Here is a 19,814-nt window from a genome sequence, read left to right on the forward strand (position 1 = left end):
CATCCGATGGGCTCCACGACGACGGACACAGGCCTGAGCACGCACCTCGCCTCCCGGCGGGTCGTCTTCTTCGGCGGCAAGGGAGGCGTGGGCAAGACGACGGTCGCCTCCGCCACCGCCGCGGCCCTCGCCGCCGCCGGGCGGCGCGTGCTCGTGGTCTCCACGGACCCGGCGCACAACCTCGGCCACCTGTGGGACACCGAGGTCGGGGACACGGAGACGGACCTGCTGACCGCCGAGGGCGGGGGAGCCGTCGTCGGGGTGGAGGTGGACCCGGACGCGGTGGCGGCGCGGCACCTGGACGCCGTGAAGGACACGGTGCGCGGCCTGATGCCGGCGCACCTCCACCAGGAGGTCGACCGGTACTTCCGGCTCGCCGCGGCCTCACCCGGCACGCATGAGGCGGCGCTGCTGGAACGGATCTCCCGGATCGCCCTCGAGGCACAGGAGCGGTTCGACGCGGTCCTGTTCGACACGGCCCCCACCGGTCACACGACGCGGCTGCTCGAGCTGCCCACCCGCATGGGCGCCTGGGCGGACGGGCTGCTGGAACGGCGCGACCGGACCGAGAGGTACGCGGACGCGATGCGCGGCCTGGACGGCAGGCGCGGGCTCGAGGGACCACGGACCGCGCAGGAGCGGCGGGACCTGCGCATCCGCGAGGTGCTCACCGCACGGCGCCGGATCTTCGCGGACATGGAGGCGTTGCTGACGGACCCGGACCGGTGCACGTTCGTGCCGGTGCTGACGGCCGAGCGGATGCCCGTGCTGGAGACCGTGCAGCTGTGCCGCCGCCTGGCCGAGGACCGGATCGCCGTGGCGGCCCTGGTGGTCAACCGGCGCTCGCCCGAGGACGCGGGCGCGGCGCTCGCCGCGCGGTCGGTGTCCGAGGCGGGGCACATGGCGGATCTGGTGCGCCAGGTGCCGCACGTGCCCGTGGTGCAGGTGCCGTGGGTGGACGGCGAGCCCACCGGCCGGGAGGCCGTGACGGCGATCGGACGGCTGCTGGGCTGAGGGGCGAGCCGGGTCAGCGCCGCCGGAGCAGCACGAGCGTCTCGGTGTGCGCGGTCTGCGGGAACATGTCGAACACCCGGACCCGCTCGGCCCGGTACGAGGGCATCCGCGCGAGGTCCTGCGCGAGGGTGCGCGGATTGCAGCTCGAGTAGAGGACGGTCGGGATCCCCGAGGCCTCGAGCGCCGCCGAGAGGTCGGCGCCGATCCCGCGCCGGGGCGGGTTCACGACGACGGCCTCCGGGAGGCCGGCGGGCGCGTCGCCGTCGTCGGCGGACGGCTCCTGCCCCTCGGGGGACAGCGCTCGGGTGGCGTCGCCGGCCGCGAACCGCACGCGGTCCGCCACGCCCAGCTCCTGCGCCGTCTCCTGCGCCGCCGCCACGGCCTCCGCGGTGGTCTCCAGGCCCCACACCTCGGGCACGCCCGCGGCCGCGAGGTGGAACGCGAACCCGCCCACGCCGCAGTACAGGTCCCACGCCGACGTCGGCGCACCACCTCCGCCCGCTGCTCCACCGCTCGCACCCGCGCCGCCCGTCACCCACTCCGCCGCCGCGGCGTACAGCCCCTCCGTCACGGCGGTGTTGGTCTGGAAGAACCCCTGCGGGCGCAGCCGCAGGCCGATCCCGTTCAGCCGCATGGTCAGGGTGGGTCCGCCGGCCAGCACGATCTCCTGGTCCCCCTCCGGCAGTGCCACGTGCTCGGGGAGCAGGTTCGCGGACACCACGGCGGCCGGGGTCCCGCGCCGCTCGAGGTCCGCGAGCAGCCCGGGCACGACGCCCCGCAGCGCGTCCAGCCGGTCCGGGGAGCGCAGCACGAACCGCACCATGGCCTCCCGGTCGGGGGAGAGGGTGACGATCACACCCTTCAGCTCGCCCGTGCGCGCGGCCACGTCGTAGGGCTCCAGCCCGGCGGCCGTCACCGCCGCCGCGCACGCGTGGAACACGTCCTCCATGCCGTCCAGGTACAGGCCGCAGTCCCGCAGGTCCACGCCCGTGCCGTCGTGGTGCTTGGGGTGCTGCCGCGGGTCCAGGATGCCCAGCCTCGGCGCGGCGGCGGACCCGGTCACCACCAGCTTGGCCTTGTTGCGGAACCCGGACTCCGGCCCGGCGAACGGCTCCTCCACCACCGTCCCCGCGTCCAGCACGTCCGCCAGCTGGGCCAGCACCGAGGCCTGCTTGTCCGCGAGCTGCCGTGCGTACGGCACGCCCATCAGCGGGCAGGAGCGGCACTCGCCGGCGTCGTAGTGGGGGCACTGCACGGGTCCGGCCCCTCAGCCCTGCGGGGCCGGGTCGAGGTCCGGGCGGCCCAGCCGCTGCGCCACGTGCGCCAGCGCGAGCTCGGCGGCCGCCGCCAGCTCCGGGTCCACGTCCATGACCATCGCGGAGAGCACCGGCTCCACCCGCGCGAGGTCCTCGGCCCGGGCCAGCGCGCCGAGGGCCGACGCCGCCGCCTCCCGCACCGGCGGGTGCGGGTCGCCGGCCGTCTCGCGGACCCGGTCCACGAGGGCGCGGTCCACGAGCGCGTCGGCGCGCAGGTCGTCCGCGCGCGCGGCCAGCACCAGCAGCGCGGCGGCGCGCACATCCGGGGCGCCGGCGTCGAGCGCCTCGATCAGGGCGGGCACCGCGCGTCGGTGCCACACCGTGGCCAGCGCCAGGGCGCCGGTGGCGGCGGGGGTGAGCGCGGCGTCGTCGCCGGTGAGGGCGCGCGCCGCGCCCGAGGTGACGTCCTCCGGCGTCACCGCGCCGGTGAGCAGCCGGACGGCCAGACCGGCGGCGGCGGCCTCGCCCCGCTGCTCGACCGCCTCCCGCACGCGGCGTGCGAGGCGGGCCTGGGGGGTCTGCGGCTCGACGGGCAGGGGCAGCGGGTCGCGGGAGGTCATGCCCGCCATTGTCCCGCGACGGGCGCATGCACCGCGACCTGAGCGCCGCTCACAAGCCGCGTGAGTGCGGCGTGAGAGGCATCACGTGGGACGCGGCGTCGGTGATACGTTCGTTGCATGAGACGACCCGGGGCCCTGTCCCTCGACTTCCGAGCGGACAGCTTCGACCACCCCTCCGGCCTCGTGGACGCCGGCACCGTCATCGGGTGGATCGACAAGGTCGCCTACGCCGTGGCCGCCAGCTGGTCCGGCATGCACGTGCGGGCCCGCTACATGGGGAACATGCAGTTCCGCCGCCCCATCCCCGTGGACACCCGCGTCACCGTCCAGGGGCGCGTGGTGCGCACCCACGCCGCCGCCGTCCACGTGCAGACCCGCCTCCTCCTCCCCGAGATCCTCGACGACGACGGCCGCCCCGTCGTCTCCACCAGCTCGATCTGCGTGTACGCGGCCGAGGAGGACGGCGTCCCCCAGGACGTGCCCGAGTGGATCCCGTCCACCCCCGGGCAGATCGAGCGCAACGACCAGGCGCGGACCTCGAGCATCGAGCGGCGGGCCGTGGAGAAGGCCATGGCGCGCCTGCCCTTCCCGGACCCGGAGCCGGGCCACGACGAGATGGTCAGCCTCGCCTTCATCGCCCCGATCACCGAGGCGTCCGTGGGCGGCACCGTGCGCGGCGGCGCCGTCATGCGCTGGCTGGACGAGGCCGCGGGCGTGTGCGCGGCCCGCTGGACGGGGCACGAGAACGTGGCGGCCGTGTTCGCCGGCGGCGTGCGGTTCGTCCGGCCCGTGCAGGTGGGGGACCTGGTCCGCGTCGACGCCCTGCTCGTGAACACCTCCGAGCGGTCCATGCACGTGGCGCTGCGCGTGCACGCCGGGCCGCGGCACCGCAAGGACCACCGGCTCGTGGCGCACTCGATCTCCGTGATGGTGGACGTCACCACGTCCGGGCAGGCCGGGGCCGTGCCGCAGTACACCCCGGAGTCGGACGCCGCCCGCCGGCTGCAGGAGTCCTCGGTGGAGCTCGTGCGCCTGCGCACCGAGGTGGGCTCGGCGTGGAGCACCCCCGAGCCGAGGGTCCCGAAGGCCCCGGAGGCCCGGGGCGCCGTGGATCCCACGGCTCCGTAGAATCCCCCCATGGACCTCGCGCAGCGCCTCCGGCGTCTTCCCACCCGCCGTCCGTTCAGCGTGCGCGCCGCGCTGCGACGCTCCGTGACCGTCGGGGCCGTCGGCCTGGTGGTGGTCCCCATCGCCACCGCGATCGCCCTGACGGGCTACGACCTGGTGAAGCGGCGCGGCCGCCGCCTGCGTCCGGTCCGGCGTCCGGGCACGTACGAGGCGCAGGTGGGCTCCGACGCGATGACGCTCTTCACCTCCGGCGAGGACGTCTACGACGCCATGATCGAGGCGATCGACGCGGCGGAGGAGACCGTCAAGTTCGAGACGTACATCTGGAAGGCGGACGACACCGGCCAGCGGTTCGTGGACGCCCTGAACCGGGCCGCCGCGCGTGGAGTGCAGGTGTGGGCCTCCTACGACGGCTTCGCGAACCTCGTGGTGCCGTCCCGGTTCTTCCGGCAGTTCGACCCGCGTGTGCAGGTGTACCGCCTCCCGGCGTTCACGCGTCCGTACTGGCGCGGCCTGATCCGCTACACCGGGTTCAACCACTCCAAGGTCCTCGTGGTGGACGGGGACGTCGGCTTCGTGGGCGGCTACAACGTGGGCGAGGTCTACGCGAAGCACTGGCGGGACACCCACGTGCGGATCCAGGGGCCGGCGGTGTGGGGGCTGGACCGGTCGATCGTGGCGCTGTGGAACGAGGCGCACATCGGGGACGACTCCATCCCGTGGGCCGCCCCCCGCGCGTGGGAGACGGACGTGTCCGTGCACGCCAACCTGCCCGCCCAGCTCGTCTACCCGATCCGCAACTCCTACCTCAGCGCGATCGACCGGGCGACGCGCCACATCTACATCAACACCCCGTACTTCATCCCGGACCAGCAGGTGCTCGGCGCCCTGAAGTCGGCGGCGCAGCGCGGCGTGGACGTGCAGGTGATGGTGCCCAAGGACTCGAACCACGTCGTCTCCGACTGGGTCTCCCGCGGCTTCTACACGGAGATGCTGGAGGCGGGCATCACGATCCTGCTGTACGCCGGCGGCATGATCCACGCGAAGACGGCCACCGTGGACGGCGTCTGGTCCACGGTGGGCACGGCGAACATCGACCGCCTCTCCCTGAGCTTCAACTACGAGACCAACGTGGTGGTGGTGGACCCGGACTTCGCGGCCCGCATGGAGGAGATCTTCCGTGCGGACGCTCAGCACGCGGAGCGCGTGGAGAGCCCGCGCTGGGGGGACCGCCACGGTCTGGCGCGCGTGGTGGAGACCCTGCTCGTGCCGCTGCGCCCCCTCCTCTGACCTCGCGCCTCCGCCCACCACGACGACGGCGGGCCGCCCTTCCCGGGGCGGCCCGCCGTCGTCGTACGGCGCCGTCCCCGACCCCCTCTTGCATACCCCCAGGGGTACTGTATAGGCTGTCGAACATACCCCAGGGGGTATCCGATCGGGCCGACGGTCCGGCCCGCCCCCACCCCGACGCCGGCCCTGCCGGCCCACCGAGGAGGACGGCCCATGCTGCTCGAGCGCATCTACGACGAGGACCTCGCCCAGGCCAGCTACGTGATCGGCTGCCAGGCGAACAATGAGGCAATCGTGGTGGACCCCCGCCGCGACATCCAGGTGTACCTGGACCTCGCCGCCCAGCACGGCATGACCATCACGCACGTCACCGAGACCCACATCCACGCCGACTACCTCTCCGGCACCCGCGAGCTGGCCCACGCCACCGGCGCCCAGATCCACCTGTCCGGCGAGGGCGGCGAGGACTGGACCTACGGCTTCGAGGGCAACCTGCTCAAGGACGGTGACACCGTGAAGCTCGGCAACATCACCGTGGAGGCCGTGCACACCCCGGGCCACACGCCCGAGCACCTGTCCTTCCTGGTCACCGACGGCGCCTTCGCCGACGCCCCCGGGTACATGCTCACCGGCGACTTCGTGTTCTCCGGGGACCTCGGCCGCCCCGACCTGCTGGACGAGGCCGCCGGCGGCGTCGACACCCGCTTCGAGGGCGCCCAGCAGCTCTTCGCCTCCCTCAAGGCCACGTTCCTGACGCTGCCGGACCACGTGCAGGTCTTCCCGGCCCACGGCTCCGGCTCCGCCTGCGGCAAGGCCCTCGGCGCGCTGCCCTCCACCACCGTCGGCTACGAGCGCGAGTACGCCTGGTGGTCCGAGTACCTGAAGAACGACGACGAGCAGGGCTTCATCGACGAGCTGCTCGACGGCCAGCCCGACGCCCACGCCTACTTCGGCCGCATGAAGCGCCAGAACAAGATCGGCCCGGCGATCCTCGGCGAGCTGCCGGAGCTCGAGGAGCTGGACGCCCAGGGCGTGCAGGCGAAGCTCGCCGACGGCGCGGTGTTCGCGGACACCCGCGGTGTGGACGAGATCCTCGCCGGCACCGTGCCGGGCGCGCTGGCCTTCCCGTCCCGCGGCAAGGTCGCCACGCACGCCGGCTGGGCCTACGACCCGGAGAACGACGACGCCGCGATCGTGCTGCTCGCCGAGGACCGCGAGGACGCGGACATGATGCGCAACCACATGATCCGCGTGGGCGTCGACGCGGCCGCCGCGTTCACCACCTCCGTGGACGGCCTCACGCTGGAGCCGGTGCCCACCGTGCAGGCCGCCGAGCTGAAGTCCCGCATCGAGGCCGGCGAGGTCGGTGCGGAGCAGGACACCGTGCTGGTGGACGTCCGCAACAAGACCGAGTTCTCCGACGGCACCATCGCGGACGCCCAGCAGCTGAACGCCGGCAAGGTCCTCTTCCACCAGGACGAGCTGCCGCAGGACAAGACCCTGGTGACCTTCTGCCAGTCCGGCCTGCGCACCATCGTGGCCGCCCAGGCGCTGCGCCGCGCCGGGTTCGACGTGGTCGAGCTCGAGGGCAGCTACTCCGCCTGGCAGCAGGCCTGACCCCGGCACCGGGGCGGCGGGGCGGGCGCGTCATCCCTTCGACGCCCGTCCCGCGGCCCTGTGCCGCCCCGACGACCCCGAGACGATCCCCCGAGGAGCCCCTCCCATGAGCATCACCCTGACCCCCGTCGCCCCGCGCGACCTGAAGGCCGAGCTGGCCGCCCGCCCGGACGCCGTCGTGCTGGACGTGCGCACCCCCGCCGAGTTCGAGGCCGAGCACATCGCCGGCTCCTACAACGTGCCGCTGGACCTGCTCCAGGAGCACGCGGACGAGGTCGCCGCGCGTCTGGACGGCACCGCCGTGCTGGTGTGCCAGTCCGGCAACCGCGCCGGCACCGCCCAGGACCGCCTGGCCCAGGCCGGCTTCACGTCCGCCCGTGTGCTGCAGGGTGGCATCTCCGCCTACGCCGAGGCCGGCGGCGAGGTCGTCCGCAGCGGCCAGCGCTGGTCCATGGACCGCCAGGTCCGCATGACCGCCGGGTCCATCGCCCTCGCCGGCGCCGTCGCGTCCCAGCTCGGCTCCAAGCGGTTCGGCCTCATCCCCGCCGCGATCGGCGCCGGCCTGTCCTTCTCCGCCGTCTCCAACACGTGCGCCATGGCGTCCGTGCTGTCCAAGATGCCGTGGAACCGTCCCGCGCAGGAGCGCACCGCGGACGACGTCATCGGCCACATCCCCGCCGGCACCGCGAAGCGGAGCTGATCCGCGATGTGGATCGTCCTCGCGCTGGCCCTCGTGGTCGGTCTGCTGCTGGGCCTCATGGGCGGCGGCGGGTCGATCCTCATGGTGCCGCTGCTGACCTACGTGGCCGGCCTCGAGCCGAAGCAGGCCATCGCCGGCTCCCTGTTCGTGGTGGGTGTGACCTCGCTGGTCTCGGTGCTGCTGCACTCGCGGCGCGGCACCGTCCGGTGGCGCACCGGCCTGATCTTCGGCGCGGCCTCGATGGTGGGCGCCCTCCTGGGCGGCGTGGTCGGCGGGTTCCTGCCGGGGACCCTGCTGCTCATCGCCTTCGCGGTGATGATGCTCTTCACGGCGTGGGCCATGATCCGGCCCAAGAAGAAGCAGCCCGAGACCGCCCCTGCGGGGGAGGCCCCGGCTGACGCCGAGCCCCGCCGTCACCCGCTGTGGAAGATCCTGGCGGAGGGCGTCGTCGTCGGCTTCATCACGGGCATCGTCGGCGCCGGCGGCGGGTTCCTCGTGGTCCCTGCGCTGGTGCTGCTCGGCGGCCTGCCGATGTCCGCCGCGGTGGGCACGTCCCTGCTGGTGATCGCCATGAAGTCCTTCGCGGGCCTCGGTGGCTACCTGACCAGCGTGACGCTGCCGTGGGACCTGCTGCTGTGGGTCACCGGCGTGGCCGTGGTCGGCGCGCTGATCGGCGTCCCGCTCGTGAAGCGGGTGCCGGAGAAGGCGCTCAAGAAGGGCTTCGGCTGGTTCGTGCTGGCCATGGGCGTGGTGATCCTCGTCCAGGAGCTCGTCGGCCTGCTCGTGTGACCTCCGACGACGCCGCCGGATACCCCCGGGGATATGATTCCCCTTCCCATCCCCGTCAGAAGGAGGCCGCCGTGCGCACCGCCGACGCCGAGACCCAGCGCAAGATCCTCAACCGCCTCAAGCGGGCCCGCGGCCAGCTGGACGCCGTCATCCGCGAGGTGGAGGGCGAGGGCCGATGCAAGGACGTGGTCACGCAGCTCTCCGCCGTGTCCACCGCACTGGACCGCGCCGGCTTCGCGATCGTGTCCTCCGCCATGCAGCACTGCCTGGCGGACCCGGCCGAGGCCGCTGAGGGCGAGGAGCAGCTGACCGTGGCGGAGCTCGAGAAGCTCTTCCTCTCCCTCGCCTGACCCTCCCCGTCCCATCCCCCATCCCCCATCCCCGCACCCCCCCCCCGCGGATCCACTGCGGTTCTGACCCTTCCAAGGCCGGAATCCGCCCCCGGAAGGGTCACAAGTGCAGTGGATCCGCGGAGGGGGTGTTCCCCTCCCCGCCGAAAGGACCCTCATCATGTGCCGTGCAGTGACCTGCGACGTCTGCGGCAAGACCATCTGGGCCGGCTGCGGCCAGCACATCGCCTCCGTGAAGTCCGGCGTGCCCGCCGGCCAGTGGTGCGACGGCCGCCACGGCCCCGCCGAGCAGGCTGCGGCGGCAGCCTCCGCGGAGCCCCGCGGCGGCTTCCTGTCCCGCCTGTTCGGGCGCTGACCCTCGGCGACCCTCCGACGTCGCCCACCCGGCCGCCCACCCGCCCACCTGCGAATTCCCTGCACTTCTGACCATTCTGAGAGCCTCGTCCGGCCTGAGAAGGGTCAGAAGTGCAGTCGATTCGGCGGGGGTGGGGGAGACCTAGGATGGCCGCATGTCCTCCGAGCAGCCCTCCGCCCCGTCCGACGCCGCCCCCGAGACCCGCGACGGCGACGCCCCCGCCGGCGTCATCACCGACCCCAAGGACGCCCGCCTGGCCAAGGTGCGCGAGCTGCTCAAGGGCAGGAACAAGGGCTCGCGGGCCATCATCATCGACGACGAGGAACCCCTCGCCGAGGCCCTGCGCCACGGCGTCACCGTGTTCACCGTGTTCCACGGGGAGGACACGCAGCTGCCGGCGTCCGTGACGGAGCTGCTGCCCGCGGATGCCGACGTGCAGGTGGTCTCCACGCACGCCGCCAAGGAGCTGTTCGGCGTCGAGCGGCGCTCGCGGATCTTCGCGCTGGCCCGCCGCCCCAAGCCGCTGACGGTGCCGGAGCTGTTGGAGGGCCCCGGGGACGTCGCCGTGCTGGACGGCGTGAAGCTCATGGGCAACATCGGCGCCGTCACCCGCTCGGCGAAGGCCCTGGGCTTCGCGGGGCTGATCCTCGTGGACTCGGACCTCGCTTCCGTGACGGACCGCCGCCTCGTGCGGGCCTCGCGCGGCATGGTCTTCGCCCTGCCGCTGGCGCTCGCCACGGCCGACGACGTCGTCGCCCACCTGGGCGAGGTCGGCGTCCCCCTGGTCTCGCTGGACCCGGAGGCGAGGGAGCCGCTGTCCGGGATCGCGGGGATCCAGGGGCGCATCGCCCTGCTGCTGGGCTCGGAGAAGCGGGGCGCGTCCTCGCGGCTCGAGCAGGCGGCGGAGCGCTCGGTGCGGATCGACATCCACCCGGACGTGGAGTCCCTCAACGTCTCCGTCTCCGCCGCGCTGGCCATGTACGAGCGCCGCGGGGCCAACCCGCTGCCGGCCGCCCGGGGCTGAGCGCTCAGCCCTCGAGCGCGCCTGCGAACGCCACGATCAGGCTGTAGAGCGCCTCGCCGGCCCGGCTCGCCCCGTCCGGCCGGGGCGCGGGGTGGACCCGCCAGGTGAGGGGCGTTCCGGGGGTGTGGACGGCGTCGGCGAGGGTCCAGGCCTGGTCGGTGCTCCCGTCCACCACCAGGAACTCCGTGGTCCCCGTGTCCACGTGATGGGCCACATGCAGCTCCGTGTGCCACGGGTCCTCGGCGCCGGGCCCCTGCCACGTGGCGGCCAGGCGCTCGACCTCCCCGCCGGGCTCCCGCGTGCGGTGGGCGTGCCACAGCCGGGCCTCCAGCGGAAGCTCTGGCGCGGCGTCGAGGGCGATCGTCCAGGCCCCGCCGAGGGCCCGGTGCGCCTGCGTGGGCGGCTCGCCCGGGGGAAGGCCTCCGAGCCGGCCGTCCGGCGCCCCCACGCCGTCCCATCCCGCGGTCCGCGTCACCCGGGCCCGCGGGGACGGATCGCTTGGGCTGATCACCTCGGCCGGGGGCGCGGGCGCGGCGAGTCCCTCCACGACGCCGGTCAGGATCCGGCCCGCGTCCGAGCGTTCCGGCGCGCGCAGCCAGACGGGGGCGCCGCGGTCGTCGGGAAGGAGGGCGAGGCCGGCGGACGTCTCCTCGCCGAAGAGGCCGGTGCGCACGAGCTCCACCTCGAGGCCCTCGATGGGGCCTCCCGCTCGGCGGGTGTGCAGGGCGAGTCCGCGCGTGTTCGCGTGCTCCTCGATGGTGAGGCGCCCGGGGCTTCCCACCGGGCCCCTCTCCACCCGGACCACGACGACGGCCCCGTCACCGGTGCGGACGCGGAGACTGGTCCCTGCGTGGTGCTGGCGACCGGCCATCGCCTCCCCTTCCGCCGTACAGGTGACCGCCGTATCGGTCGCGCGTGAATGTTCGGCCACTGTAAACCGAGCCGGGCGGCGCTGCCGTCGTCCCTGTGGGGAGGCTTACGCTGTCCGGAGGGTCGTGGAGAATCGTCCTCGACGGGCCGTGACTCCACGGACGCCCTGCCTCGACACCTCGTTGGGAGCCCCATGCTCTGGACCCTGCTGCGCCGGTACGGCCGGCCCTATCGCACCGCGGTGCTGGCCGTCGTCGTGCTGCAGCTGATCAGCACGCTGGCCATGCTGTACCTGCCCAGCCTCAACGCCCGCATCATCGACGAGGGCGTGGCCCGCGGCGACACCGCCCGCATCTGGGACATCGGCCTCGTGATGCTCGGCGTCGCGCTGGTGCAGGTGGTCGCCGCGATCGCCGCCGTGTGGTTCGGGGCGAAGGCCGCGATGGGCGTGGGCCGGGACCTGCGCCGCGCCGTCTACACCCGCGTGGACGCGTTCTCCGCGGAGGAGCTCGGCCGCTTCGGCGCCGCGACCCTCATCACGCGCGGCACCAACGACGTCAACCAGGTCCAGATGCTCACCCTCATGGCCCTGAACTTCATGGTGGCCGTGCCGATCATGGCGGTCGGCGGCATCATCATGGCCATCCGCGAGGACCCGGGCCTGTCCTGGCTGGTGTGGGTCTCCGTGCCGGTGCTGCTGGTGATCGTGGCGTGGATCGTCGCTCGTCTCATGCCGCTGTTCCAGCGGATGCAGGACAACATCGACGACGTCAACGGCGTGCTGCGCGAGCAGATCCAGGGCATCCGCGTGGTCCGCGCGTTCGTGCGCGAACGCCACGAGACGCGCCGGTTCACGGACGCCAACGCCGCCCTGACGGAGACCTCCGTGCGGATCGGCCGGCTGTTCGTGCTGCTTGGCCCGGTCATCACGATGATCCTCCACCTCGCCACCGCTGCCGTCCTGTGGTTCGGCGGCGAGCGTGTGGACGCGGGGCTCGTGCAGGTCGGCGCGCTCACCGCGTTCATGCAGTACCTACTGCAGATCCTCATGGCCGTCATGATGGGCACCTTCATGATGATGATGCTCCCGCGCGCCGTGGTCTCCGCCGGCCGCATCGGCGAGGTCCTGGACACCGTGCCCACCCTCGCCGAGCCCGCGCACCCCGTGGAGCCAGCGCAGCGGCGCGGGGAGGTCGAGTTCCGGGACGTCACCTTCGCCTACCCCGGCGCCGAGGCGCCGGTGCTGGACGGCGTCAGCTTCACCGTGGCCCCCGGCACCACGACGGCGATCATCGGCTCCACCGGCGCCGGCAAGTCCACGCTGGTGAACCTCATCCCGCGCCTCTACGACGCCACGGACGGGCAGGTGCTGCTCGACGGGGTGCCGGTGACGCAACTGGCGCGGGCGGAGCTGACCCGCGCTGTAGCGCTCGTCCCGCAGAAGCCGTTCCTGTTCTCCGGGACGGTGGCGGAGAACATGCGCTTCGGCGCGCCGCACGCCACCGAGGAGCAGATCTGGGCCGCCCTCGAGACGGCGCAGGCCGCAGACTTCGTCAGGGATAGGACCACAGGCGAAGGGGAGGCGGCGGCCCACGGGCTGGAGTCCCGCCTGTCCCAGGGCGGCACGGACGTCTCCGGTGGCCAGCGGCAGCGGCTGTCCATCGCGCGTGCGCTCGTGGCAGCGCCGCGGATCCTGGTGTTCGACGACTCGTTCTCCGCCCTGGACGTGACCACGGACGCTCGCCTGCGGGGGGCTCTGGACGCGCGGGCCGCGGGCATCACCCGCATCGTCGTCGCCCAGCGGGTGGCCACCATCACCGAGGCGGATCAGATCGTGGTGCTGGACGAAGGCCGGGTGGTCGGCCGCGGCACCCACGCCGAGCTGCTGGCCGGCAACGAGACCTACCGGCAGATCGTGGACTCCCAGGTGCGCGAGGAGGAGCCGGCATGAGCGAGCAGCTGACGGACGCCGAGCTCGCCGAGCTCCAGGAGGCCGGCGTCACGGACGAGTGGGGCGGCGGACCGGGCCGGAAGGCCAAGGCGTTCTGGCCCTCGGCCCGGCGGCTGCTGGGCCTGTTCCGGGCCGAGCGCACGGGCCTGGTGGTGGTCGCGCTGATGGTGCTGGTCGCCGTCGTGTTCAACGTGTGGGCCCCGCACGTCCTGGGACGGGCGATGGACGTGATCTTCGGCGGCCTCGTCTCCCGGGAGATGCCCGCGGGGATGAGCCGCGAGCAGGTGATCGAGGGCCTGCGAGCCCAGGGTGAGGGCCAGGCCGCGGACATGCTGTCCGGCATGGCGTTCACGCCGGGGCAGGGGATCGACTTCGGCGAGCTGGGGCGGCTGATCCTGATCGTCCTGGCCATGTATGTGGTGGCGCAGACGTTCATGTGGCTGCAGGGGCGCGTGCTGAACGACCTGGTGATGCGGATCGTGTTCCGGCTGCGCCAGGACATCGAGGCGAAGGTCAACCGGCTGCCGCTGAGCTACTTCGACACCCGCCAGCGCGGCGACCTGCTCTCCCGCACCACCAATGACGTGGACAACGTCCAGCAGGCCCTGCAGCAGGCGTTCGCCACCCTCGTGTACTCGGTGCTGACCATCCTCGGCATCGTCGGGATGATGGTCTGGCTGTCCTGGCAGCTCGCCCTGATCGCGCTGATCGCACTGCCGGTGGCGGGCGTCGTCGTCGGCGTGGTGGGCAAGAAGTCCCAGGCGCTGTTCACCGCGCAGTGGCGGGAGACCGGCCGGCTCAACGGGCACATCGAGGAGTCCTTCACCGGGCACGAGCTGGTGACCGTGTTCGGGCGGCAGGCGGACATGGCCGAGCGCTTCGACGAGCGCAACGAGGCCATGTACGAGGCCGCGTTCAAGGCGCAGTTCTACTCCGGGATGATCATGCCGATCATGCAGTGGGTGAACTGGCTGGGATACGTGGGGATCGCCGTGGTGGGCGGGCTGCGGGTGGCCAACGGCCAGATGACCCTGGGCGCGGTGACCGCGTTCATCCAGTACTCGCGCGAGTTCAACCAGCCGTTGGGTCAGGTGGCCGGCATGGCCAACATGCTGATCTCCGGCGTGGCCTCGGCCGAGCGCATCTTCGAGCTCCTCGACGAGCCGGAGGAGACCCCCGACGGCACCCCCGCCGGCACCCCCGCCCGCACTTCCGTTCGGGAAACGGCGCCCTCCAAGAGCACTTTCGTCCGGGAAACGGCGCCCTCCGCCGCCCCCGGGCCCGACGGCGTCGCCCATCTCCCGCGCCCGCTGCGCGGTCGCGTGGAGTTCGAGCACGTGCGCTTCTCCTACACGCCGGAGAAGCCGCTCATCACGGACCTGAACCTCGTGGCGGAGCCGGGGCAGACGGTCGCGATCGTCGGGCCGACCGGTGCCGGCAAGACCACCCTGGTCAACCTGATCATGCGGTTCTACGAGGTGGACGGCGGGCGGATCCTGCTGGACGGCGTGGACACCCGCACGGTCAGCCGCGGCGAGCTGCGCGCCGCCACCGGCATGGTGCTCCAGGACGCGGTGCTGTTCGGCGGGACCATCCGGGAGAACATCCGCTACGGCCGACTCGACGCCACGGACGAGGAGGTCGTCGCGGCGGCGAAGGCCACCTACGTGGACCGTTTCGTGCACACCCTGCCCGACGGCTACGACACCGTGATCGAGCAGGACGCCGCCAACGTGTCCGCGGGCGAGCGGCAGCTCATCACCATCGCCCGTGCGTTCCTGGCCCAGCCCTCGCTCCTGATCCTGGACGAGGCCACCTCCTCCGTGGACACCCGCACCGAGGTGCTGGTCCAGGGCGCGATGGCGGCGCTGCGCTCGGACCGCACGAGCTTCGTGATCGCCCACCGCCTCAGCACCATCCGCGACGCCGACGTGATCCTCGTGATGGAGCACGGCGACATCGTGGAGCAGGGCAACCACGCCGAGCTCCTCGCGGCCAGGGGCGCCTACCACCGGCTCTACATGAGCCAGTTCAAGGGCGGGGAGGACGACGGCGGCGGTGCGGCCTCGGGAGAAGACGCCCGGTGATGACTGCAGCGAGCGTGAAGGGACTCGGGACGGCCTGACGAGGCCAGGAGAATCCCTTGCTGTGGGGGGTAGCGTCTACTATGTGACGTAGCTCATATCGGGTTGGAATCCTGAGGAGGATCGTCATGGGACCGAGGGCTTCTGGTCATGAGCGGGCCTGACATCACAGGGAGACGTGGCCGGGGTCTGGCAGTCGGGCTTGCGCTCACTGTCGATCTCGCCGCGTGCGGGGATGAAGGCGGATCCGCAGGACAGGACGTCGCTGACTGCGCAGGCGCGACAGCGCCGGAGGAATGGAGTCCATCTCGGTGGACGCCGCCAGTCGCGATTCAACCGGTCCTGACGGCGGAGGCCGAGAAGGAAGCGGCCTACCGCTCCGCTCTCGAACGGCGGGCCCAGACGCTCCGCATCACGGATCCTCCTCGCGTGCAGCGGAGAGTGAAGCGCCCTGGGTTTCGTTCCGATCCCAACGAAGGAGAATCGGAACATGCCCAAGAAGTTCAGCCCCGAGCTGCGTGAGCGCGCGGTCAGGATGGTCCTGGAACGCCAAGCCACGCAAGGAGGGCCCCGTTCGCATTCCATCCGGGCGGTAGCCCCGCAGCTCGATGTCAGCGAAGAGACCTTGCGGATGTGGTGCCAACGCCACGGCCACGAAATAGTTCAGGCACCCGTCTCAGAGACCCCTGCGGAGGAGATCCGCAGGCTCAAACGCGAGCTGGCCGAGGCGCGGCGCGCGAACGAGATCCTCAAGGCCGCCTCGGCTTTTTTCGCAGCGGAGCTCGACCGCCCCACGACGAGATGATCGCGTTCATCGACGAACACCGCGATCAGTTCGGGGTCGAGGCCATCTGCCGCACCCTTCGTGCGACGGAATGTGGGTTCATCACCTCGACGTGAGCTACCGCGCCGCGAAGACACGACCGGCCTCCGCGCGGGCCCTGCGAGACGTTCTGCTGCTCGAGGAACTCCGCCGGATTCACATGGAGAACTACAGCGTTTACGGCGTCCGCAAGATGCACCATGCGATGGCCCGCGCCGGGTGGGAGATCGGCCGGGACCAGGTCGCCCGTCTCATGCGTACCGCCGGCCTGCAGGGAATCCGCCGTGGCCGCAAGCCGATCACGACCCGCCCTGCAGGAGAGACAGACGCCCGCCCTGATCTCGTGGAACGTTGCTTCACCGCCGAGCGGCCGAACCAGCTGTGGGTCGCTGACATCACCTACGTCAGGATCCTGGGCGGGTTCTGCTACGTCGCGTTCATCACCGACGTCTACTCCCGGCGCATCGTGGGATGGGCTGTCTCGGGCAGCCTTCACACCGTGGGGCTGCCGCTGCTGGCCTTGGAGCGCGCGCTGCTGAGCACTGGCGCCAGCCGTGGCCGCCAGGGCCTGGTGCACCACTCGGATCGCGGTAGTCAGCTTGGCCTGCTCGGATGCGCTCATCACCGCCGGGGTGAGCGCCTCAGTGGGCACCGTGGGCGACTCTTACGACAACGCCCTGGCTTAAGAGCGTGAACGGGCTCTACAAGGCCGAGCTCATCCACGCCAAGCGGATCTGGGAGTCCGTCGAGGCGGTCGAGCTGGCCACCATGGGGTGGGTGCACTGGTGGAACACCACCCGCCTCCACGAGGCCCTGGACTACCTCACCCCCGCGGAGGTCGAGGCGGCCTACACTCACGACCAGGACTCAGCGCCCGTTGCGTCTTGACCTCGGAACGAAACCCAGGGCACTTCAACGCCGAGATCATGGAGGCCTGCCCCGAGGTGCCCTCTGACTCCGTCCTCTACGGGTTCGACGGATGAACCGCCCCGTCCGCTGGGCCACCTCACCCCGCGCCCTTTGTTACGAGCGCGCGGCGGAACGGCCGTGCCGGGGCGCATTCCGGTGCAAGGTCAAACGTGGGTGTGTGAAGCATCTGAGAAAACTCTTGACGCTGAGCGGGCCACGCCATAGCGTGTGACGCACCTCACAAGGGGCTTTAGATCGGAGGAGGAACATCATGGGTGTGAAGCAGTGGGCCAGCAGGGTAGGCGCTGGCGTGGCTGTCGCTGGATTGCTGGCGGTCTCTGGAGCGGCGCCAGCGCAAGCGTTGTCAGAGACTGGCAGGAAGGACTGCAGTGCCGGAGGCGGGTATGTCGGCCTGCAGGTGGAGCAGCAGCGGTATACGGACACGATGTATTACAACGTCGGCGGAAAGACCACCAAGAAGCCTGGGCTATACAAATATGGATGGGATTCCGGACTCCGCATGACGCAGACCTGGACGGGGTCATCGACCTCGCTTCTGCTGTCGGGCACCTACGGCTACTGCTATTACCCCTACTGAGGTTGAGCCCAAGATGAAGACGAAGTTCGCAGCGGTCACCGCCGCGGCGGTGACCGCTGTTCTGACTCTGTCTGGATGTGCGACCACTGCTCCGTCCACGAGCGCCGCGGCGACCGGTTCCCCTACAGAGAAGGTGTGGGATCCCGAGACCTGGACGCCCACCGAGAAGATCGAGCGGCGGATGACCGAGGCTGACGAGCGGGAGCGCTGGTATGAGTCACAGCTCGCACGAAACGCCGCCTTCTTGGGCATCAGCAACCCCCCGGCCGTCACCCGTCGCGGGTGGGCCACCTCCAGGCAAGAGCAGGCGAGATGGTCCGCGCAGTGCATGACCGAGCGAGGGGTTCCCGCCACGTACAACGAGGTTATGGTGGGGGTGACGTATGACACTCCGCCGCCCTCGCAGGAGGCGGCCGTGAAACTGGTCTCATGGACCTGCGATGCCCTGTTCCCCATCGATCCGAGCCTGGACCAGGAGTTCTCTGACGCTCAGTTGCGCCTGCTCTACGACTATTGGGACCAGTACGCCATCCCGTGTCTTGAGGACCATGGCATCACCGTGGACACATCCCAGCGGCCCTCGAAGGAAACATGGCTGGCGGCCTTCAACACGCCGGAGCGGATCAGCTGGTGGCCCGTGCAAGACTCCATCATGGGCCTCACGGACGCGCGCTCCGCCGAGGTCTCGGAAGCCTGTCCGGTTCAGCCCCCGGACTCGATGCTCTTCGGATACTCCGAATGAGCAAGGTCACCCGCTGGGCCGCTCTCGTCCTCACGCTCGTGCTCGTCGCCGCCCTCGCCTTCTGGGCCGGCCGGGCCACGCTCACCCCTCCGGCCCAGGCCGATCAGCGTCCGTCCGAGGACGCCGTCGTCACCGTCGCCGAGCAGGAGCTCGGCCGCGTCATCACCCTCGGCGTGTCCGTGGCCCGCGAGCAGGCGCCGGCCGCCGTGAACGCGCTGTCCGGCGTCGTCACCCGGGCCGGGGAGTCCGGTGAGGTGGCCGCCGGGGACGTGCTGTACGCCGTCGCGCAGCAGCCCGTGATCGCCGTGCAGGGCGAGCTGCCCCAGTGGCGGGCGCTCGACGAGGGCGCCACCGGCAGCGATGTCGCCGCGTTCCAGCGAATGCTCGCCGCCACGGGGGCGAAGGTGGAGGTCACCGGCACCTGGGACGAGGCCACCGCTGTCGCCTGGAACGGCTGGCTCACCGAGCGCGACTACCCGGCCGCGGGCACCGTGGAGCTGGGCCAGCTCGTGGTGCTGGAATCACTCCCCGCCGCACTCAGCGTGGACGCGAAGGCAACGGCCGTCGGCGGCGCGCTCGCGGGAGGCGAGACCATCGTCGCCCGCCCCGGCGACGAGCCCACGTTCGCCATCGAGGTCAACCAGGACCAGGCCGCCATGATCCCGGCCGGCACCGCGGTGACCGTGCCCCACGGCGAGCACGAGTGGGAGGCCGTGGCCGGCGAGTCCACCGCGGACGACCAAGGGCTGATCCGCATCCCCCTGACCGCCCCCGACGGCGGCGCGGTGTGCGGCGCGGACTGCGACTCCCTGCCAGCCGAGGCCTCCACCTCCCTGCTCTCGAAGGTCAACGTGGTCCCGCCCGTCACCGGGCCCGTGGTCCCCGTGTCCGCGCTGCGCACCCAGCCCGGCGGCGCCGTCGTGGTCACCGTGGTGCAGGACGGCGTCGAGGAAGAGCGCACCGTCACCGTCCGCGGCTCCGCGGACGGCCTGGCCGTGGTGGACGGCGTGGACGCCGGGGAGACCGTGCGCGTGCTGAACGGCGCGCCGTGAACGCGGAGCTGTCCGTGGCGGACCTGCGCTTCGCGTACACGCGCGGCGCGGAGGAGCTGTTCGACGGCCTGACCCACCGCTTCACCCCTGGCGCCGTCACCGCGCTCACCGGCCCGTCCGGGCGCGGCAAGTCCACGCTGCTGTACGTGCTGGGGCTTATGCTCACGCCCTCGGCGGGCGTGGTGCGCCTGGGCGACGTCGAGGCCTCCGCCCTGCCGGACCGGCGCCGGGCGCGGTTGCGGGCCACGTCCGTGGGGTTCGTGTTCCAGGACGCCGAGCTGGACCCGTCCCGGCCCATCCTGGACTCGGTGGTGGAGCCCGGCCTCTACGCCGGCCTGCCCCGCCGCGAGCTCGAAGGCCGGGCCAGGATCCTGCTGGAGCGGTTCGGCCTCGGGCACCGGGCCGAGCACCGGCCGGGCCAGGTCTCAGGCGGGCAGGCACAGCGCGTGGCGGTCTGCCGGGCACTCGTGAACACCCCTGCGGTGGTGCTGGCCGACGAGCCCACGGGCAACCTCGACCCGGACAACGCCTCCCTCGTGCTCGACGCGCTGGCCGAGGCCGCGGGGGAGGGGCGCACCGTGGTAGTGGCCACGCACGACCCGGCCGTCGTCGCCCGTGCGGACGAGGTGGTGCGACTGTGAA

At 72.1% G+C, this 19,814-nt stretch carries 18 protein-coding genes, 1 pseudogene and 1 other annotated feature; of the genes and pseudogenes, 16 read left to right on the plus strand and 3 right to left on the minus strand.

Annotated elements, in window-relative coordinates:
- The first annotated feature begins 6 nt into the window (after positions 1-6).
- Positions 7-1,014 (plus strand): ArsA family ATPase, encoded by a 1,008-nt coding sequence (locus tag BJ976_RS00190; protein ID WP_135030894.1) that lies wholly within the window; start codon positions 7-9, stop codon positions 1,012-1,014.
- A 13-nt stretch (positions 1,015-1,027) separates the two neighbouring features.
- On the opposite strand, the gene BJ976_RS00195 is transcribed toward BJ976_RS00190, so the two are convergent.
- Positions 1,028-2,269 (minus strand): methyltransferase domain-containing protein, encoded by a 1,242-nt coding sequence (locus BJ976_RS00195; protein WP_135030893.1) that lies wholly within the window; start codon positions 2,267-2,269, stop codon positions 1,028-1,030.
- A gap of 12 nt (positions 2,270-2,281) precedes the next feature.
- Positions 2,282-2,890, minus strand: coding sequence for a hypothetical protein (locus BJ976_RS00200; RefSeq protein ID WP_135030892.1), 609 nt, complete (start codon positions 2,888-2,890; stop codon positions 2,282-2,284).
- A gap of 117 nt (positions 2,891-3,007) precedes the next feature.
- Here BJ976_RS00200 and BJ976_RS00205 point away from each other — a divergent pair, with 117 nt between their 5' ends.
- The 8 genes from BJ976_RS00205 to BJ976_RS00240 all read left to right on the plus strand — a co-directional run bounded on the left by BJ976_RS00205 (position 3,008) and on the right by BJ976_RS00240 (position 10,143).
- Complete coding sequence (locus BJ976_RS00205; protein WP_135030891.1) at positions 3,008-4,018, plus strand: acyl-CoA thioesterase; 1,011 nt, start codon at positions 3,008-3,010, stop codon at positions 4,016-4,018.
- A gap of 9 nt (positions 4,019-4,027) precedes the next feature.
- On the plus strand, positions 4,028-5,308 hold the full coding sequence (locus tag BJ976_RS00210; protein WP_135030890.1) for a phospholipase D-like domain-containing protein: 1,281 nt from the start codon (positions 4,028-4,030) through the stop codon (positions 5,306-5,308).
- Between the two features lie 213 nt (positions 5,309-5,521).
- On the plus strand, positions 5,522-6,925 hold the full coding sequence (locus tag BJ976_RS00215; protein WP_135030889.1) for an MBL fold metallo-hydrolase: 1,404 nt from the start codon (positions 5,522-5,524) through the stop codon (positions 6,923-6,925).
- 106 nt (positions 6,926-7,031) lie between these two features.
- Positions 7,032-7,625, plus strand: coding sequence for a rhodanese-like domain-containing protein (locus tag BJ976_RS00220; RefSeq protein ID WP_135030888.1), 594 nt, complete (start codon positions 7,032-7,034; stop codon positions 7,623-7,625).
- 6 nt (positions 7,626-7,631) lie between these two features.
- A complete protein-coding gene (locus BJ976_RS00225; RefSeq protein WP_135030887.1) occupies positions 7,632-8,414 on the plus strand; it encodes a sulfite exporter TauE/SafE family protein in 783 nt (260 codons plus the stop codon).
- A 71-nt stretch (positions 8,415-8,485) separates the two neighbouring features.
- The gene (locus BJ976_RS00230; RefSeq protein ID WP_135030886.1) at positions 8,486-8,764 is read left to right on the plus strand and encodes a metal-sensitive transcriptional regulator; all 279 of its coding nucleotides are present in this window, start codon (positions 8,486-8,488) and stop codon (positions 8,762-8,764) included.
- Between the two features lie 160 nt (positions 8,765-8,924).
- A complete protein-coding gene (locus BJ976_RS00235) occupies positions 8,925-9,119 on the plus strand; it encodes a DUF8730 family Cys-rich protein (protein ID WP_135031023.1) in 195 nt (64 codons plus the stop codon).
- Between the two features lie 154 nt (positions 9,120-9,273).
- The gene (locus BJ976_RS00240) at positions 9,274-10,143 is read left to right on the plus strand and encodes a TrmH family RNA methyltransferase (protein WP_184231791.1); all 870 of its coding nucleotides are present in this window, start codon (positions 9,274-9,276) and stop codon (positions 10,141-10,143) included.
- Between the two features lie 4 nt (positions 10,144-10,147).
- Here the strand turns inward: BJ976_RS00240 and BJ976_RS00245 are convergent, their stop codons facing one another.
- Entirely contained in the window at positions 10,148-10,924 is a 777-nt protein-coding gene (locus BJ976_RS00245) for a hypothetical protein (protein WP_135030883.1), read from the minus strand.
- Positions 10,925-11,206: 282 nt separating this feature from the next.
- Here BJ976_RS00245 and BJ976_RS00250 point away from each other — a divergent pair, with 282 nt between their 5' ends.
- The 7 genes and pseudogenes from BJ976_RS00250 to BJ976_RS00285 all read left to right on the plus strand — a co-directional run bounded on the left by BJ976_RS00250 (position 11,207) and on the right by BJ976_RS00285 (position 19,813).
- Positions 11,207-12,964: an ABC transporter ATP-binding protein gene (locus BJ976_RS00250; RefSeq protein ID WP_135030882.1), complete on the plus strand. Its 1,758-nt coding sequence runs from the start codon at positions 11,207-11,209 to the stop codon at positions 12,962-12,964.
- On the plus strand, positions 12,961-15,051 hold the full coding sequence (locus tag BJ976_RS00255) for an ABC transporter ATP-binding protein (RefSeq protein ID WP_135030881.1): 2,091 nt from the start codon (positions 12,961-12,963) through the stop codon (positions 15,049-15,051). The genes BJ976_RS00250 and BJ976_RS00255 overlap by 4 nt, the downstream gene beginning before the upstream one ends.
- Before the next feature lie 487 nt (positions 15,052-15,538).
- Positions 15,539-16,759, plus strand: a pseudogene (locus BJ976_RS00260) (IS3 family transposase).
- Positions 15,811-15,942 (plus strand) — a sequence feature (AL1L pseudoknot). It overlaps the preceding pseudogene by 132 nt.
- A gap of 292 nt (positions 16,760-17,051) precedes the next feature.
- Positions 17,052-17,378, plus strand: coding sequence for a hypothetical protein (locus tag BJ976_RS00270; protein ID WP_135030880.1), 327 nt, complete (start codon positions 17,052-17,054; stop codon positions 17,376-17,378).
- 13 nt (positions 17,379-17,391) lie between these two features.
- Positions 17,392-18,120 (plus strand): hypothetical protein, encoded by a 729-nt coding sequence (locus BJ976_RS00275; protein WP_135030879.1) that lies wholly within the window; start codon positions 17,392-17,394, stop codon positions 18,118-18,120.
- Positions 18,117-19,172 carry a hypothetical protein gene (locus BJ976_RS00280; protein WP_135030878.1) on the plus strand — a complete coding sequence of 352 codons (1,056 nt, stop codon included), beginning with the start codon at positions 18,117-18,119 and terminating at the stop codon, positions 19,170-19,172. Before BJ976_RS00275 ends, BJ976_RS00280 begins: the two co-directional genes overlap by 4 nt.
- On the plus strand, positions 19,169-19,813 hold the full coding sequence (locus BJ976_RS00285) for an ABC transporter ATP-binding protein (RefSeq protein ID WP_135030877.1): 645 nt from the start codon (positions 19,169-19,171) through the stop codon (positions 19,811-19,813). The genes BJ976_RS00280 and BJ976_RS00285 overlap by 4 nt, the downstream gene beginning before the upstream one ends.
- The last annotated feature ends 1 nt before the right edge of the window (position 19,814 follow it).

Origin of the sequence: Micrococcus flavus, assembly GCF_014204815.1 — a bacterium.
GTDB classification, from domain to species: Bacteria; Actinomycetota; Actinomycetes; order Actinomycetales; family Micrococcaceae; genus Micrococcus; species Micrococcus flavus.

Bases quoted from the DNA above. Each gene is read 5' to 3' on its own strand.
- BJ976_RS00190 (WP_135030894.1), top strand. From the start codon at position 7: ATGGGCTCCACGACGACGGACACAGGCCTGAGCACGCACCTCGCCTCC.
- BJ976_RS00200 (WP_135030892.1), bottom strand. From the start codon at position 2,890: ATGACCTCCCGCGACCCGCTGCCCCTGCCCGTCGAGCCGCAGACCCCC.
- BJ976_RS00205 (WP_135030891.1), top strand. From the start codon at position 3,008: ATGAGACGACCCGGGGCCCTGTCCCTCGACTTCCGAGCGGACAGCTTC.
- BJ976_RS00210 (WP_135030890.1), top strand. From the start codon at position 4,028: ATGGACCTCGCGCAGCGCCTCCGGCGTCTTCCCACCCGCCGTCCGTTC.
- BJ976_RS00215 (WP_135030889.1), top strand. From the start codon at position 5,522: ATGCTGCTCGAGCGCATCTACGACGAGGACCTCGCCCAGGCCAGCTAC.
- BJ976_RS00220 (WP_135030888.1), top strand. From the start codon at position 7,032: ATGAGCATCACCCTGACCCCCGTCGCCCCGCGCGACCTGAAGGCCGAG.
- BJ976_RS00225 (WP_135030887.1), top strand. From the start codon at position 7,632: ATGTGGATCGTCCTCGCGCTGGCCCTCGTGGTCGGTCTGCTGCTGGGC.
- BJ976_RS00235 (WP_135031023.1), top strand. From the start codon at position 8,925: ATGTGCCGTGCAGTGACCTGCGACGTCTGCGGCAAGACCATCTGGGCC.
- BJ976_RS00240 (WP_184231791.1), top strand. From the start codon at position 9,274: ATGTCCTCCGAGCAGCCCTCCGCCCCGTCCGACGCCGCCCCCGAGACC.
- BJ976_RS00250 (WP_135030882.1), top strand. From the start codon at position 11,207: ATGCTCTGGACCCTGCTGCGCCGGTACGGCCGGCCCTATCGCACCGCG.
- BJ976_RS00255 (WP_135030881.1), top strand. From the start codon at position 12,961: ATGAGCGAGCAGCTGACGGACGCCGAGCTCGCCGAGCTCCAGGAGGCC.
- BJ976_RS00270 (WP_135030880.1), top strand. From the start codon at position 17,052: ATGGGTGTGAAGCAGTGGGCCAGCAGGGTAGGCGCTGGCGTGGCTGTC.
- BJ976_RS00275 (WP_135030879.1), top strand. From the start codon at position 17,392: ATGAAGACGAAGTTCGCAGCGGTCACCGCCGCGGCGGTGACCGCTGTT.
- BJ976_RS00280 (WP_135030878.1), top strand. From the start codon at position 18,117: ATGAGCAAGGTCACCCGCTGGGCCGCTCTCGTCCTCACGCTCGTGCTC.